General features: G+C 65.5%; 12 protein-coding genes, 1 tRNA gene and 1 pseudogene. 4 read left to right on the top strand and 10 right to left on the bottom strand.

Annotated elements, in window-relative coordinates; genetic code table 11:
• Positions 1-12: 12 nt before the first annotated feature.
• The 3 genes from AC1DKV_RS37790 to pepN form a co-directional block, all read right to left on the bottom strand.
• Positions 13-88 (bottom strand) — tRNA-Thr (locus tag AC1DKV_RS37790).
• Between the two features lie 196 nt (positions 89-284).
• Entirely contained in the window at positions 285-1,301 is a 1,017-nt protein-coding gene (locus AC1DKV_RS37785) for a class 1 fructose-bisphosphatase (protein WP_477139448.1), read from the bottom strand.
• A gap of 124 nt (positions 1,302-1,425) precedes the next feature.
• Positions 1,426-4,125 (bottom strand): aminopeptidase N, encoded by a 2,700-nt coding sequence (pepN, locus tag AC1DKV_RS37780; protein WP_477139447.1) that lies wholly within the window; start codon positions 4,123-4,125, stop codon positions 1,426-1,428.
• Between the two features lie 328 nt (positions 4,126-4,453).
• Here pepN and AC1DKV_RS37775 point away from each other — a divergent pair, with 328 nt between their 5' ends.
• Both AC1DKV_RS37775 and AC1DKV_RS37770 read left to right on the top strand, forming a co-directional pair.
• Positions 4,454-5,077, top strand: a complete 624-nt coding sequence (locus AC1DKV_RS37775) for a DUF4136 domain-containing protein (RefSeq protein WP_441612724.1) — start codon at positions 4,454-4,456, stop codon at positions 5,075-5,077.
• A gap of 242 nt (positions 5,078-5,319) precedes the next feature.
• Positions 5,320-7,641 carry an NADP-dependent malic enzyme gene (locus tag AC1DKV_RS37770; protein ID WP_477139446.1) on the top strand — a complete coding sequence of 774 codons (2,322 nt, stop codon included), beginning with the start codon at positions 5,320-5,322 and terminating at the stop codon, positions 7,639-7,641.
• Between the two features lie 138 nt (positions 7,642-7,779).
• Here the strand turns inward: AC1DKV_RS37770 and AC1DKV_RS37765 are convergent, their stop codons facing one another.
• The 6 genes from AC1DKV_RS37765 to AC1DKV_RS37740 form a co-directional block, all read right to left on the bottom strand.
• Positions 7,780-8,025 (bottom strand): hypothetical protein, encoded by a 246-nt coding sequence (locus tag AC1DKV_RS37765; RefSeq protein WP_441612373.1) that lies wholly within the window; start codon positions 8,023-8,025, stop codon positions 7,780-7,782.
• Between the two features lie 469 nt (positions 8,026-8,494).
• Entirely contained in the window at positions 8,495-9,580 is a 1,086-nt protein-coding gene (locus AC1DKV_RS37760; protein WP_441612372.1) for a porin, read from the bottom strand.
• Between the two features lie 167 nt (positions 9,581-9,747).
• A complete protein-coding gene (gene uraD, locus AC1DKV_RS37755) occupies positions 9,748-10,266 on the bottom strand; it encodes a 2-oxo-4-hydroxy-4-carboxy-5-ureidoimidazoline decarboxylase (protein ID WP_477139445.1) in 519 nt (172 codons plus the stop codon).
• Positions 10,267-10,280: 14 nt separating this feature from the next.
• Positions 10,281-11,255, bottom strand: a complete 975-nt coding sequence (gene puuE / locus AC1DKV_RS37750) for an allantoinase PuuE (protein ID WP_477139449.1) — start codon at positions 11,253-11,255, stop codon at positions 10,281-10,283.
• 60 nt (positions 11,256-11,315) lie between these two features.
• Positions 11,316-12,722: a nucleobase:cation symporter-2 family protein gene (locus tag AC1DKV_RS37745; RefSeq protein WP_477139444.1), complete on the bottom strand. Its 1,407-nt coding sequence runs from the start codon at positions 12,720-12,722 to the stop codon at positions 11,316-11,318.
• Between the two features lie 147 nt (positions 12,723-12,869).
• Complete coding sequence (locus AC1DKV_RS37740; RefSeq protein WP_477139443.1) at positions 12,870-13,613, bottom strand: GntR family transcriptional regulator; 744 nt, start codon at positions 13,611-13,613, stop codon at positions 12,870-12,872.
• A gap of 325 nt (positions 13,614-13,938) precedes the next feature.
• Here AC1DKV_RS37740 and uraH point away from each other — a divergent pair, with 325 nt between their 5' ends.
• Both uraH and AC1DKV_RS37730 read left to right on the top strand, forming a co-directional pair.
• Positions 13,939-14,292 (top strand): hydroxyisourate hydrolase, encoded by a 354-nt coding sequence (uraH, locus tag AC1DKV_RS37735; RefSeq protein ID WP_441612368.1) that lies wholly within the window; start codon positions 13,939-13,941, stop codon positions 14,290-14,292.
• A gap of 30 nt (positions 14,293-14,322) precedes the next feature.
• Complete coding sequence (locus AC1DKV_RS37730; protein WP_477139442.1) at positions 14,323-15,528, top strand: urate hydroxylase PuuD; 1,206 nt, start codon at positions 14,323-14,325, stop codon at positions 15,526-15,528.
• Between the two features lie 98 nt (positions 15,529-15,626).
• Here the strand turns inward: AC1DKV_RS37730 and AC1DKV_RS37725 are convergent.
• A pseudogene (locus AC1DKV_RS37725) lies at positions 15,627-15,968 on the bottom strand (c-type cytochrome); the annotation flags it as partial.
• Positions 15,969-16,259: the final 291 nt, after the last annotated feature.

Raw genomic sequence — 16,259 nt, 5'->3', positions numbered from 1 at the left:
CCTTGATATTCTTGGTGCCGAAGAGAGGAATCGAACCCCCGACCTTCTCATTACGAATGAGCTGCTCTACCGACTGAGCTACTTCGGCCTCACCATCCGCGAAACAACTACTGGATGAAGCCCGCAATAATAGCAACGTTTATTTTGCCTGTGAAGCCCCCCAGGCAAAAATTTCCGGGGCGGACGTGGCTGCGGCCAGCCTGGCCATGGAAAAGGGACGCCCGGGGCGTCCCTTCCCACACCAGCACATGCAAGTGCCGTGGCCTTCTCGCCGGCAGCCGGCGTCAGCCCGCGGCCTTTTCCTCGTGGTGGTAGCGCGTGACGCGCTCCACTTCGTTCTTCGAGCCGAGGATCACGGAAACGCGCTGGTGCAGCTTTTCGGGCTGCACGTCCAGGATGCGTTCGTGGCCGTTGGTGGCGGCGCCGCCGGCCTGCTCGACCAGCATGGCCATGGGGTTGGCTTCGTACATCAGGCGCAGCTTGCCGGGTTTCTCCGGCTCGCGCTTGTCCCAGGGGTACATGAAGACGCCGCCGCGCGTGAGGATGCGGTGCACGTCGGCCACCATGKAGGCGATCCAGCGCATGTTGAAGTTCTTGCCGCGCGGACCTTCGTCGCCGGCCAGGCATTCGTCGATATAGCGGCGCACAGGCGGGGCCCAGTGGCGCATGTTGGACATGTTGATCGCGAATTCCTTGGTGTCTTCCGGGATCTGCACGTCGGACTGGGTGAGCACGAAGCTGCCGGCTTCGCGGTCCAGCGTGAACATGTGCACGCCATTGCCGACGGTCAGCACCAGGGTGGTCTGCGGGCCGTACACGGCGTAGCCGGCGGCGACCTGGTGGGTGCCGGGCTGCATGAAGTCGGCCTCGGTCACGGTCTGGCCGGGCTTGGGCATGTGCAGCACCGAGAAGATGGTGCCGATCGAGACGTTGACGTCGATGTTCGACGAGCCGTCGAGCGGATCGAACAGCAGCAGGTATTCGCCCTTGGGATAGCGGTTGGGGATCTCGTAGAAGCTGTCCATTTCCTCCGAGGCCATGGCGGCGAGGTGGCCGCCCCATTCGTTGGCGTCGAGCAGGACTTCGTTGGCGATCACGTCCAGCTTCTGCTGGGTCTCGCCCTGCACGTTGCCGGTGCCGGCCGAGCCGAGGATGCCGGCGAGGGCGCCCTTGCTGACGGAGTTGGAAATGGCCTTGCAGGCGCGCGCCACCACTTCGATCAGCAGCCGCAGCTCCGGCTGGATCGTATTGTGTTTGCGCTGCTCCTCGACCAGATAGCGGGTGAGGCTGATGCGACTCATGGGGTTTCTCCTTGAATGGCCGCAATTCTACATGGCCGCATGGCTGCCAGGCCGCAGCGGCGACGGGCCGCGGCGCGCCGGCGGCCCGTCGGTGCGCCGGATCCGGCGCCCGTCGCGGTGCCTGTCAGGGCGCCAGCGCCTTGCTTACGATCTCGCGCACGTCGCGCGACAGGTCCTTGGCGCCAGCCACCTGTTCCAGCGCGGCACGCATGCGGTCGCGCAGCGGCAGGGCGTATTTCTGCCAGCGGTCCATGACGCGTGCCAGGCGCGAGGCCACCTGCGGGTTGATGGCGTCGAGCGCCAGCACCTGCTCGGCCCAGAACACATAGCCGGAGCCGTCCTCGGCATGGAACTGGGCCGGGTTGGCGGCGCAGAAGCTGAAGATCAGCGAGCGCGCGCGGTTGGGATTGCGCAGGTTGAAGGCAGGGTGTTCCATCAGCGCGCGCACGGTGTCGATGGTGTGCTTGCCGGCGTGGCCCKGGAGGCTCGGCCCCACCGTGCCGCGTTGCGCGGCCTGCAGCGAGAACCATTTGTCGATCACCAGCGCGTCCTGCTCGAAGCGCTGGTAGAAGTCGGCCAGCGCTGCCTCGCGTCCGGGAGCGAAGGTGTTGACCAGCGCGATCAGCGCGGCGACACGGTCGGTCATGTTGTCGGCCGCCTTGTATTGCGCTTCGGCCAGCGCCTGCATGTCGGCGTCGCCGCTGTCGGCCAGGTAGCCCAGCGCCAGGTTGCGCAGCGCGCGCTTGCCGGCGGAGACCGCATCGGGGCTGTAGTCGCCCGGCGTGGCGTTGGCATGATAGGCGGCCAGCCAGTCGGCCTTGAGTTCCCGGGCCAGCGCTTCGCGCATGAACTGGCGCGCGCGGTGGATGGCGGCCGGGTCGGCCACGCCCATGCGCTCGGCCAGGTAGGCTTCCGCCGGCAGGGTGAGTGCCTGCTCGCGGAAGGCGGGGCTGAGCTGCTGGTTGTTGAGCACGGTGCGCAGCGCGGCCACCAGCGCCGGGTCGAGCTTGAGCTCGCGCCCGGCCTGCGATTGCGACACCAGCTGCAGCAGCGCACGGGTGGTGAGGCGCTGACCGGCTTCCCAGCGGTTGAACGGGTCGCTGTCGTGCGCGAGCAGGAAGGTGAGCTGCGCCTCGCTGTAGTCGGCGTCGACGATGACCGGCGCGGAGAAGTCGCGCAGCAGCGACGGCAGCGGCGGCGCATCGCCGCGCGGCAGGTTGATGAAGCGCAAGCTCTGCTCGGCCTCGGTGAAGTCGAGCACGCGCGTGGTGGCGCCGGGCTGGCTTTCGCCTTCGAGTTGCAGCGGCAGATCGCGCCCTTCGGCATCGAGCAGGCCCAGCGCGAACGGGATATGGAAGGGCAGCTTGTCCGGCGTGCCGGGGTGGGTCTCGATGCCGACCTTTGGGCAGTGCTGCGACAGCGTCAGCGTCAGGCTGCCCTCGTCGCCGTTCCACGCGGTGCGCACGCCCACCACCGGCGTGCCGGCCTGGCTGTACCAGCGGCCGAACTGGGTGAGGTCGCGCCCGTTGGCATCGGCCATCGCGGCGCGGAAATCGTCGCAGGTCACGGCCTGGCCGTCATGGCGCTGGAAGTACAGGTCCATGCCCTTGCGGAATCCTTCGCGGCCCAGCAGGGTCTGGTACATGCGTACCACTTCGGCACCTTTCTCGTACACCGTGACGGTGTAGAAGTTGTTGATCTCTTCGTAGCTGTCGGGCCGCACCGGATGCGCCATGGGGCCGGCGTCCTCGGGGAACTGCACCTGGCGCAGCACGCGCACGTCCTCGATGCGCTTGACCGCGCGGCCCGATTCCGAGCMCATCATGTCGGCCGAGAATTCCTGGTCGCGGAATACCRTCAGGCCTTCCTTGAGCGAGAGCTGGAACCAGTCGCGGCAGGTCACGCGGTTGCCCGTCCAGTTGTGGAAGTATTCGTGGCCGACCACCGACTCGATATTGCCGAAATCGGCGTCGGTGGCGGTTTGCGCATTGGCCAGCACGTACTTGGTGTTGAAGATGTTGAGGCCCTTGTTCTCCATCGCGCCCATGTTGAAGTCGCCCACGGCGACGATCATGAAGCGGTCGAGATCGAGCTCCAGGCCGAAGCGCCGCTCGTCCCAGCGGATCGAATGGATCAGGGAGTCCATCGCATGACGCGTCTTGGGCAGGTCCTGCGGCTCCACCCAGACCTGCAGCAGCTTTTCCTTGCCGGAGGCGGAGGCGATGCGTTCCTCGATGCGCTCGAGCTTGCCCGCCACCAGCGCGAACAGGTAGGACGGCTTCTTGAACGGGTCTTCCCATACGGCCTCGTGCCGGCCGCCGGGCAGCTCGCGCTCGCTKACCAGGTTGCCGTTGGACAGCAGTACCGGATAGGCCGCGCGTTCCGCGCGCAGMGTGACGCGGAACGTGGACATCACGTCGGGGCGATCCAGGAAATACGTGATCTTGCGGAAGCCCTCGGCCTCGCACTGCGTGAAGAAATTGCCGTTCGAGACGTAGAGGCCCGACAGCGACGTGTTGGCGGCCGGCTGGCAGGCGGTGACGATCTCCAGCGTGCCGTGGTCGGGCAACTCGGGCAGTGTCAGGCTGGCGGCTTCCTGGCGGGCGTTGTCCAGCGGGCGGCCGTCGAGGCTCACGCCGACCAGTTCGAGTTCTTCGCCGGCCAGCACCAGCGGACCGGGTGCGTGGCGCATGAAGCGAAGCGTGTTGGTCACCACCGTGCGCGCGGGGTCGAGTTCGAGCACGAGGTCGACGTGCTCAAAAGCGAAGGCCGGCGGAGTATAGTCTTTGCGGTGGACGGTAACGGGCGTGTCGGTGCGCAGCATGAAAGAGTCCTGTCCTCTGAAGGCCAATGGGGCGTCATGGTCGCCACGCGGGCAAAGGGGCGGCAAGGGCGGCAGGTGGCTATGGCCGGATGGGACGAAGGCTGCCGCGGCCGCGMGCCGGCGTGGCACTGAAGAACCCATTGTAGCCAAGCACGGGCGCGGCGGCTCGGGCCGATGCGCCGGAGCCGCTCGGCGGCGGAAGTCGCGCTGTCACAGGCGGATAAAACAGGCGAGGAACAATGATCTTGCGAGGGGCATCATGACAAGGCAATGGATAGGCGCCCTGTGGGCGCGGCTGKCCGKCGCGGGTTTGCTGCGCAGCAGGGTGATGGCGGGTGCGGCGCTGCTCGGCGCGGCCCTGCTGTCGGGCTGCGCCAGCACCGTCACCACGGAGGTGACGGCATTCCGGCAGGGCAACTGGCAGAACGATCCGCCGCGCACCTATGCCTTCGACCGCGCGCCGGGCCAGGAGGCCCAGCTCGAGGACCAGACCTATGAGCAATGGCTGGCGCAGGCGCTGTCCGGGGTCGGCTTCGAGCAGGTGGCACGCGCGCAGGCGCGCTACCTGGTCAGGATGGACTACGACACCAATTCGCGCCTGATGCGCGTGCAGGAGACGACCTACTCCGATCCCTGGTATCCCGGCCCTTATGGCCCGTACTGGGGGCCCTACTACCGGCCGTGGGGGCCGTGGGGCTGGGGCGGCCCGGGTTACTGGCCACCGACCACCACCATCCGCGATGTGCCGGTGACCCTGTCCACGCTGCGGGTGATGTTCAAGGAGGCCGCCAGCGGCACGAAGGTCTACCAGGTCACGGCGCATCATCGCGGCGAGGAAACCTCGCTGCAGGCGGCGATGCCTTACCTGATCCGCAGCGCCTTCGTGCAGTTCCCCGCGGAGAACGGCAGGCCAAAGCGCGTGACCTTGCCGCTGGACCCGAACGATAAGTAACGCATTGCCCCTGCTGGGGTAAAAACTGAATTGCCCGGCGAAAACCCCGAATACCTTGCGCCCTCGCGTGGCAGGGTCTTCGCGCCGGGCCTGGCTGAGCTAGAATGACGGCTCGAATTTTCGGCCCGAGCCGCCGGAGCCTGTCTTGAAAGTTGCGCTGGAAGATTCCGGCAAGCGCGCCSGATACGACCGGAGCGGCCGCGGCAGACCCTGGTGGGGCCACTACTACCCGGACGAGCACAATGAGCAGCAAGACCGGCGGTGATGCACCGCAACATGCCCCCAACAGCCCTGAAGCGCAACTGCGCCTGGCAGCGCTGGAATATCACCGCAGCCCGACCAAGGGCAAGATCCAGGTAAATGCGACCAAGGCGCTGTCGAACCAGCGCGACCTGTCGCTGGCCTACTCGCCGGGCGTGGCCTATGCCTGCGAGGAGATCGCCAAGGATCCGGCCATGGCCGCCGAGTACACCTCGCGCGGCAACCTGGTGGCGGTGGTCACCAACGGTACCGCCGTGCTCGGCATGGGCGATATCGGTCCGCTGGCCGGCAAGCCGGTGATGGAAGGCAAGGGCTGCCTGTTCAAGAAGTTCGCCGGCATCGACGTGTTCGATATAGAACTCKACGCGCGCGACCCGGACAAGATCGTGGAAATCGTGGCCGCGCTGGAGCCGACKATCGGCGGCGTGAACCTCGAGGACATCAAGGCGCCCGAGTGCTTCTACATCGAGCAGAAGCTGCGCGAACGCATGAACATTCCCGTCTTCCACGACGACCAGCACGGTACCGCCATCATCTCCGCCGCGGCGTTGCTCAACGGCCTGAAGGTGGTGGGCAAGGATATCGCCAAGGTCAAGCTGGCGGTCTCGGGCGCCGGCGCGGCGGCCATCGCCTGCCTGGATACCATGGTGAGCCTGGGCGTGACCCGCACCAACATCACGGTGGTGGATTCGAAGGGCGTGATCTACACCGGCCGCGACGCCAACATGGAGCCCAACAAGGCCCGCTACGCGCAAGACACCTCGGCCCGCACGCTGGCCGACATCGTCAACGGCGCCGACGTGTTCCTGGGATGCTCGACCGCCGGCGTGCTGACCGCCGAGATGGTCAAGACCATGGGCGACAAGCCCATCATCCTGGCGCTGGCCAACCCGGAACCCGAAATCCGCCCGGAAGTGGCCAAGGCCGCGCGGCCTGACTGCATCATCGCCACCGGCCGTTCGGACTACCCGAACCAGGTCAACAACGTGTTGTGCTTCCCGTACATCTTCCGCGGCGCGCTCGATTGCGGCGCCACCAAGATCACGGAAGCCATGAAGCTGGCCTGCGTGAAGGCCATCGCCGAGCTGGCCGAGGCCGAGCTCAACGACGCGGTGGCGGCGGCCTACGGCGGCCAGGAGCTGAAGTTCGGCCCCGACTACATCATCCCGACGCCGTTCGACCAGCGCCTGATCGAGAAGATCGCGCCGGCCGTGGCCAAGGCGGCCGAAGAGTCCGGCGTGGCCACGCGCCCGATCAAGGACCTGGAGGCCTACCGCCAGCAGCTCACCCAGTACGTCTACCACACCGGCCTGATCATGAAGCCGGTGTTTACCGCCGCCAAGGCCGCGCCCAAGCGCGTGGCCTATGCCGAGGGCGAGGAAGAGCGMGTCCTGCGCGCGGTGCAGGGCGTGGTGGACGAAGGCCTGGCGCGCCCGATCCTGATCGGCCGCCCGCACGTGATCCAGATGCGCATCGAGAAGGCCGGCCTGCGCCTGAAGGCGGGCGTGGATTTCGAGCTGATCAATCCGGAAGACGATCCGCGCTACCGCGCCTATCACGAGGAATACCATGCGCTGCGCGGCCGTGACGGCGTCACGCCCGATATGGCCAAGGTGGCGCTGCGCCGCTCCAACACGCTGATCGGCACCATGCTCGTGCACATGGGCGACGCCGACGCGCTGCTGTGCGGCACGGTGGGCCGCTTCGAGGCGCACCTGGAACATGTGCGCGACGTCATMGGCCTGGCGCCGGGCGCCAAGGTATTTGCGGCAATGAACGCGCTGATGCTGGAGAAATACACGCTGTTCATCACCGATACCTTCGTCAACGACGATCCCACCGCCGAGGAACTGGCTGCCATCACCAAGCTGGCCGCCGAGGAAATCGCGCGCTTCGGCATTCATCCGAAGGTGGCGCTGATGTCGCACTCGATGTTCGGTTCGTCGAACCGTCCGTCGGCGCGCAAGATGCGCGCGGCCCAGGAGATCCTGGCGCAGGTGGCCCCGCACCTGGAAGTGGAAGGCGAGATGCAGGGCGACGCCGCCCTGGTCGAGGACGTGCGCCGTCACTTCCTGCCGGGCACCAAGCTGGCCGGCAGTGCCAACCTGCTGGTCATGCCGACCCTGGATGCGGCCAATATCGCCTTCAACCTGCTCAAGATCACGGGCGGGCAGGGYGTSACCATTGGCCCGATCCTGCTCGGCGCGGCCAAGCCGGTGCACATCCTCAATCCGCAAGCCACCACGCGCCGYATCGTCAATATGACGGCGGTGGCAGTGGCGGAGGCGAACGCGACGCGCTGAACCGGCGTATCGCGGTCAGGGACCGCAGCATGAAAAACGGGGCTCCTTGGGAGCCCCGTTTTTTTTGGACCGGTTTGTGATGCAGTTCCGCCGGCCCGCTGAAACCTGGATGTCTGGATGTCCTTGCGGCTGCCGCACCTACTGCAGCATGTTGTACTGCTCGCGCATCACCACGATGATGGATTTGGCGGCTGCCAGTTGCGTCGATAGCTGGTCATCGCATTCGCGCCGGAAATCGACTTCAGCGCTCCAGTTGCAACCCGTGTGGTCGGGCTGGTGCACGCGCATGGCGTGCAATTCACATTCACCGCACTCGGGGTTGTTGTTTAGGAACTGGTTCAGGATGGCCATCAACTCCGACCGGGTCTTTGCATCACGCCGCATGAGTCACCTCGTCCGTTGCCGTCTCGTTGCCTGGAAACTTAATCTAGGCAGGCATTGACGGCCTCGCCAATTGAATCGGCCTATTAAACGGCGACTTTCGATCCTGATTGCTCGGTAGGCTGCCTCTATCGCATTGCAGCAATTTTCCGGGCCCGACGGCGTCCTGCCATCTGCCTGGCAAGGGCGCGGGCGCAAGCCGCTGCGCGGCGAATCCTCGCACACGTCACTTCGCGAACTGGCGCAAAAGGCATATTCGCGCCCGGTTAGACAGATTAGTAAATGTTAATAAAAACCAAAATTATTTGCGTCAAAACAAGGCATGCCGGGCTTCGAGCTGKGGCGGCCATCTGCCGCAGGGCACGCCRCGCACGTTCAAGGTGGCGATGACGGTGGACCTTGCGGGCATCGCGCGCATAAAAAAACCCGCCATGGAGGCGGGTTCCAGATTCCCGTCGACAAGGCCGGCGCGTCAGAACTTGTGACGCAAGCCCACGCCGAAGGTATCGCCGTGCGACAGGTCGGTGATCTTGTCGTAGAAATAAGCGGCGTAGACGTCGGTGCGCTTGGACAGGTTGTAGTCGTAGGCGACTGCCAGCGTGTTGCGCTTGAAGTCCGCGACCGAATTCTTGGTCTTGTCGTAGGCGTAGGACGCCAGCACGTTGCCCGCGCCGAGCGGCACCGACACGCCGACCTGGCCGTTGTAGTGCTTGATGTCGCCGTTGACGTTGTTGTTGATGTCGGACTTKATGTACTGGCCTTGCGCGAACACCTTCACGACCTGGAAGTCGTAGCTCAGKCCGCCCTGTACGGCGTTCTGCTTGCTGAAGCCGACCAGCAGCGGGCTGGTGGAGGCGGTGATGTCGCCCGGCGTGTTGTCGAACTTCACTTGCTGGAAGGCCAGGGTGGCGGCCAGGTTGCCGCTGAAGTACGTCAGGTTGCCGCCCCACTTGTTCTGGCCGATGGAGCCGGTCTTCTCGCCGAAGGAGTAGATCACGTTGGCGGTCAGGCCGCCAAAGGTCGGCGTCGAGTACAGCAGCGAGTTGTTCCAGCCCGAGTCGCCGATGATGCCGGGGTCGTTCACGCGCGCCGTGGACGCGCCGAAGTAGGTGTGGAACACCATCGGCGAGAACACGTAGGAGTCGATCAGCGGATTGAACAGGATGGTCGAGACGAAGTAGGGCGTGGTGTTGCGGCCCAGCTTGATCGTGCCCAGCTTGTCGTTCTGCAGGCCGACGAAGGCGTTGCGGCTGAACATCGAGTCGCCGTCGAAGCGGCCGGACTTGCCGTTGTCGGTACGGAAGAAGCCGTTCAGGTCGAAGATGGCCTTGGTGCCGCTGCCGAGGTCTTCGGTACCCTTGATACCCCAGTACGAGGTCTGCATKCCGCCCGAGTTGGCCACGTAGGCGCGGTCGGCCGCGCCTACGTTCTTGACGCCRCCGACGAACATGTCGGCCTGGCCGTACAGCGTGACGCTGGACTGGGCCATGGCGGCACCGCTGGCGAGTGCCGCGGCCATTGCCGCCAGCTTGAGGGCCGGCTTGAGTTGTTTCTGCATTGGTGAGATCTCCGTGGTTGATCCGTTGCGTGCTTTTGTGTACTGGGTCCCTGACGGGTTCTATTCGTTCTTGGGGCGCGCGCCGGCCGGGAAATCCGCTGGCTCGCGGACCCCTGCGGGGCGCTGCCCGGGCGCCTGTCATCGATAAGCAGGCTGCCTATTTTTGCTCAGCCGGATACTAAGTCGTTCAGGCGGAACTGCGCAATGCGATGGATCTGGTTGATGCATGTTTGCAACTCCGCGGCCGGCTCGTTGGCCGCGCGCCTTGCGAACTCGCCGATGATGCCGGCGCGGTCGTAGCCGCGCACGGCCAGGATGAAGGGGAAGCCGAACTTCTCGTTGTAGCGGCGGTTGAGTGTCTGGAGTTGCTCGAATTCCTCGGCGGAGCACTGGTCCAGGCCGGCACCGCTTTGCTCGCGGGTCGATTCGGCAGTCAGTTCGCCGCGCACGGCGGCCTTGCCGGCCAGCTCCGGGTGGGCACGCACGAGCTTGATCTGGGCGGCGTCGCCGGCGCCGTCCACGATGGCCMGCATGGCGTCGGCCAGCGTGGCGGCATTGGCGAACGGGCGCTGGGCCGCGGCGGCCTCGGCCACCCATGGCGAGTGTTCATAGATGCCGCYGAGCACCTGGACGWAGGTGGCGGCGGGCAGGGCGTTGAGTTGGTCGAGGGTGTAGGTTTGGCTCATGCTGGCGGGTCGGTTCAGGCGTGCGTCTTTGCGGAATGGCTGGCGGCGTGGCTGGCCGGATGGGGGTGGGTCTCGGCCCAGTGGCGCGCGATATCCACGCGCCGGCAGATCCAGACCTTGTCGTGGCCCTGCACATAGTCGAGAAAGCGCTGCAGCCCGCGCATGCGCCCAGGGCGGCCGAGCAGGCGGCAATGCATGCCGACCGACAGCATCTTCGGCCGGTCCAGGCCTTGCGGGTCGCCTTCGGCGTAGAGCACGTCGAACGCATCCTTGAGGTACTGGAAGAACTGCTCGCCGGTGTTGAAGCCCTGCGGCGTGGCGAAGCGCATGTCGTTGGAGTCCAGCGTGTAGGGCACCACCAGGTGGGGCTTTTTCTCGCCGTTGCTCACCTCCACCTCGGTCCAGAACGGCAGGTCGTCGCCGTAGTAGTCCGAGTCATAGAGCAGGCCGCCGTGCTCCACCACCAGGCGGCGCGTGTTGGGGCTGTCGCGGCCGGTGTACCAGCCCAGCGGCAGCGAGCCGGTCAGTTCCTTGATGATCYGCATGCCGATGCGCATATGCTCGCGCTCGGTGGCCTCGTCGATGCCCTGGTAGTGGATCCAGCGCCAGCCGTGGCAGGCGATCTCGTGCCCGAGTTCGACAAAGGCACGGGTCAGCTCGGGATGGCGCTGCAGCGCCATCGATACGCCGAACACCGTCAGCGGCAGCCCGCGCTGCTCGAACTCGCGCAGGATGCGCCAGACGCCGGCGCGCGAGCCGTACTCGTACACGCMTTCCATGCTCATGTGGCGGTCCGGGTAGGCGGCCGCGCCGATGATCTCCGAGAGAAACTGCTCGGAGCCGGCATCGCCGTGCAGCACGTTGTTCTCGCCGCCCTCTTCGTAGTTGAGGACKAACTGCAGCGCAATGCGCGCGCCGCCAGGCCAGCGCGCATGAGGCGGCTGGCTGCCGTAGCCGATCAGGTCGCGTGGATAGTTGTTGCTTGTCATCGGGGTCATGGTTCTTCAGGAAACTGTGCCGGCCGCCGCCGGCGAAATTGGCTCCGTGCGTTATTCCGTGCCGTGCGAGTTCGCGGCCGCATGGCGCATGGCTTCTTCACGCGACTGGATGCCGTTGAAGAAGACGTTGAGCACCACCGCCACGATKGTCCCCAGCACGATGCCGCTGTGGGTGAAGGGATCGGACCACTTGGGCAGGTACTGGAACAGCGTCGGCGACAGCGTGGGGATCATGCCAAAGCCGATCGAGATGGCGACGATGAACAGGTTGTGGCGGTTGCGGTTGAAATCGCACGATCCGAGGATGCGGATGCCGGTGGCCGCCACCATGCCGAACATCACGATGCCGGCGCCGCCCAGCACGAATTGCGGCACCGAGGCCACGATGTGCGCCATCTTCGGGAACAGGCCCAGCGCGATCAGGATGATGCCGCCGGCGGCCGCCACATAGCGCGAGCGCACGCCGGTCACCGTGACCAGGCCCACGTTCTGCGAGAACGAGGTGTAGGGGAAGGTGTTGAACACGCCGCCGATCACGGTGCCGAGCCCGTCGGCGCGCAGGCCGCGGGTCAGGTCCTCGTTGGAGAGCCGCTTGCCGGTAATGTCGGMCAGCGCSAGGAACATGCCGGTGGAYTCCACCAGCGTGATCAGCATCACCACGCACATCGACAGCGTGGCCGCGATATCGAAGGTCGGGATGCCGAAGTGCAGCGGCGTGATGACCGCGATCATGCTGGCCTCGTTGACCCCCTCGAAGGAGACCTTGCCCAGCGCCATCGCCACCAGGGTGCCGGCGACGATGCCCAGCAGCACCGCGCAGTTGGATACCAGCCCGCGACCGAACTTGCTCAGCAGCAGGATCACCACCAGCACCAGCCCGGCGATGCCCAGCGCGCCGAGGTCGCCATAGGCCAGGTTGGGCACTTCCTTGACCACGCCGTCGATCACGGCGCGCGTGGTGGGCTGGCCGCCGCCGGCCCAGTTGATGCCCACCCGCATCAGCGACACGCCGATCAGCGTGATCACCGTGCCGGTCACCACCGGCGGGAACAGGCCGAGCATGCGTCCCATCAGCGGCGCCACCAGGATGCCGAACAGCCCCGCCGCGATCACCGCGCCGTAGATGCCGAGCAGGCCCACATTGGGGTCGGAGCCGATGGCGATCATCGGCGCCACCGAGGCGAAGGTCACCCCCATCATCACCGGCATGCGGATGCCGAACTTCCAGAAGCCGAAGGCCTGGATCAAGGTGGCCAGGCCCGCGGCGAACAGGTCAGCGTTGATCAGGAAGGCAAGCTGGTCCTTGGGCAGCTTGAGCGCGCCGCCGACGATCAGCGGCACGGCAACGGTACCGGCATACATCACCAGTACGTGCTGCAGGCCGAGCGCKAGCAGCCGGCCCGAAGGCAACCGCTCGTTGGTGAGATCCGTGGGGACCGTGGTGCTAGCGCTAGTCATAGGTGTGTCTMCTCTCCTTTGGATTTGATGGGAACGCTGCCGGTGGCTGGCTCTCTTCGGGGTTCCGGCTCGTGCGCATCGTCACAGGACGCGTTCTTATGAGCAGGAATCGGGCCTTGGCCGCTGGAAGGMAGCGGGAACACCGTGCTAGGTGGAGTGGCCCAGCACGCTGCGAAGATCGAAGTTGCCCGGTTCGTCGGGCTGCACGCGGTCGGCGCAGGCGCCGAGATGGTGCGCCATGCGGCTCTGGGCAAGAGCGGCGTCGCCCTGTTCCAGTGCATCGAGAATCTMTTCGTGCTMGTCGAACGAGCAGGCGTTGTTGCCCGGCGCTTCCACGCTGGCGATCATCAGCGTGGTGCGCGACACCAGCCTGCGCATCATKGTGACCAGCAACGCGTTGCCGGAAAGCTCGGCCAGCGCGGTGTGGAACTCGGCCGACAGGCGGATCCACTTGGGGCGCTCATTGGTGAGAAAGGCCTGGCGCTCGGCCCCGACCATCTTGCGCAGCGGCGCGATCACGCGCTTGACGTCGCGCATCGCGGCGAGCTTTTCCAGCACCGCCCGCTMGAGCATCTGGCGCAACTCGAACATGTCATGCGCCTCGTCGGTGGAGGGGCTGGCGATAAAGGCGCCGCGGTTGGGTTCGAGGTCGACCATGCCGTCGGCGGCCAGTCGCGCCAGTACCTTGCGCACGGTATGGCGCGCGGTGGCATAGATTTCGCAAAGCGAGTGTTCGGTCAGCTTGGTGCGCGGCGGCAGCCTGTGCTMCATGATCGCGTCATAGATCTCGTGATACATGCGCTCCTCGACGGACCCCTTGCGGGCGGGTTTGATTTCGGTCGGGGCGGCGGTGTCATCGACACCGGCAATCAGCTTGAGACTCTTGGACATCTTGGCACCAGCGTATTGGTGGGAGGGGAGCGGCGCGCCTTGGGAATCGGCCGGAAGCAGCGGCCAAAACCAGTAGCGCGCCCCAAAAATTGTTGACAATTATTTGGTTATGCGTTCAATATTGTCAACAAAACCGAGCTAGGTTTTCGACAACTCAGGGTAATTCCTGAGTTGCCATMCGGAGTGGTGCGAAGCATTGTCGCCCTGCACCAGTCCAGCGCCGGKATGCGTTAGAAATACGTACCGAGCGGGCACCATTCCCCACAAATGGTGCTAGTGAAGGCAGCGGCGCCTCTCACAACCCAAAGCCCTAAGGAAGAACAGGATGGGACGCTTGACCACTCATGTACTCGACACGGCAGCCGGGACCCCCGGCGCCGGCATGTCGATTTCCCTGCATAAAATTGTCAACAATCGGCGAGAGACTCTGAAAACAGTCGTCACCAACCACGATGGCCGTTGCGACCAGCCMCTGCTGGACGGCGACACCATGGCGGCAGGCGTGTACGAACTGGAATTCGGCGCCGGCGACTATTTCCGCGCGCAGGGCACCAAGCTGCCGGAACCGGCGTTCCTCGACGTGGTGACGCTGCGCTTCGGCATTGCGGACACGGCCGCGCACTACCACGTGCCGCTGCTGGTCTCCCCCTGGTCGTATTCGACTTACCGCGGCAGCTGAGCGCGGACCAGGCAACACAGGAGACAAGACATGGAAGGCTATATCCTCGACTGGGCCAATCTGTTGCTGCGGTGGGTGCACGTCATCACCGCCATCGCGTGGATCGGTTCCTCGTTCTATTTCGTCTKGCTCGACAACAGCCTGACGCGTCCCGACGACCCCGACCTGCAGGAGAAAGGCGTGGGCGGCGAGCTGTGGGCCGTGCACKGCGGCGGCTTCTACAACCCGCAKAARTACCTSASCGCGCCCAAGACGCTGCCSGAGAACCTGCACTGGTTCTACTGGGAGTCSTAYTCCACSTGGATGACMGGCTTCGGCCTGCTGGTGGTGCTGTACCTGTTCAACGCCAGCACSTWCCTGATCGACAAGAACGTSTTCGACATGTCGCCSGGCGCGGCMGTCGGCTTTGCGCTGTCCTACCTGGGCCTGGGCTGGGTGGTGTACGACTGCATCTGCCGCGTGTTCGGCAAGAGCGACCGCACCGTCGGCATCCTGGTGGCGATCTACGTGGCGGTGGCCGCATACGTGGCCTGCCACGTGTTCTCMGGCCGCGCGGCGTTCCTGCTGACCGGCGCGATGATCGCCACCATCATGAGCGCCAACGTGCTGGTGTGGATCATCCCCGGGCAGCGCAAGGTCGTCGCCGCGCTGCGCAAGGGCGATCCGGTGGATCCGGTGCACGGCAAGAACGCCAAGCAGCGCAGCGTGCACAACACCTACTTCACGCTGCCGGTGCTGTTCGCCATGCTGTCGAACCACTACAGCATGACCTACAGCTACAAGTACAACTGGGCCGTGCTGGTGCTGATCATGCTGGCCGGCGTGYTGATCCGCCAGTTCTTCATCCTCAAGCACAAGGGCAAGATCAACGTGGCCTGGCCGGCCGCCGGCGTGGCCGTGCTGGCCGTGGTCGCCGTGATGATCGCACCCATGCCGCGCGAGACCGTGGCGGGCAAGGACGGCGGCGCCGCTACCCAGGTGAGCTTCACCAAGGTGCAGGAAGTCATCAACTCGCGCTGCATCCAGTGCCATGCCGCGTCGCCGAAGATGATGCCGAGCGCGGCCAAGGGCATCAAGCTCGATACCGCCGACGAGATCAAGGCGCACGCGCAGCTGATCTACMAGMAGGCGGTGCAGCAGAAGGCCATGCCGCTGGGCAACGTCACGCAGATCACCGACGATGAGCGGGCGCTGCTGGGGCAGTGGTTCGAGGCTGGCGCCAAGACTACCAACTGACCTTTGCGCCGCGTCGCCGTGGCGACGCGAGCAGGAAAAACGGGGCGCAAGCCCCGTTTTTCCTGCCTTCGACCCTCAGTCGTCCCATCCCATCCCCGCTACTGCATATTGGCAATGCAGTTCGCCAGGTTCCGGATATCGGCATCCGACAACCCCTTCGCCACGCTGGTCATGCTGCCGGCATCGTTGGTGCGGCGGCGCGAACGGAAGGCTTCCAGCTGCTTGACGATGTACGCATATTGCTGCCCGGCCACGCGCGGGATCTCGTTCTGCCCGGTGAAGCCGCCCAGATGGCACATCGTGCAGAGCACCTCGTCGGCCTTCTTCCTGCCTGCCTCGACCTTCTGCTCGTCGGCCTTGAACTGCGACGCAATGGGCTTTTGCGCGGAGAAGTTGCACGCCACACGCGTTGCCAAATTGGCAGCTTTGGGCGGCGCGCGCTGCATTTTTCACCTAGAGTTTGAAGGCGTTGCTGCGCCACGCTGCTGCTGCTCCCGCTGCCTGACGGGGCACGCCATCCTGGTCGTGTTCCGTCCCGTTCCGTCCTGATGGAGGAGTCCGATATGCCGTTTCCCGGTCATCTTGTCTTGCTGTCCCGCCGCGCAGGCTGCGCGGCCCGGTCCGCTCCGGACCGCCGCTCCGCGCTCGCCGGCACGTTGCGTGCCGGGCCGGTCGACCGGCGCCGGCGCCTGCTGCTGGGCGCCGCCGGCCTGGGGCTGGCAGCGCTGGCG

The organism is Cupriavidus sp. 05T41, assembly GCF_056396525.1.
The sequence above is the reverse complement of the archived record's forward strand: the minus strand, read 5'-3'. Positions and strand labels throughout refer to the sequence as shown.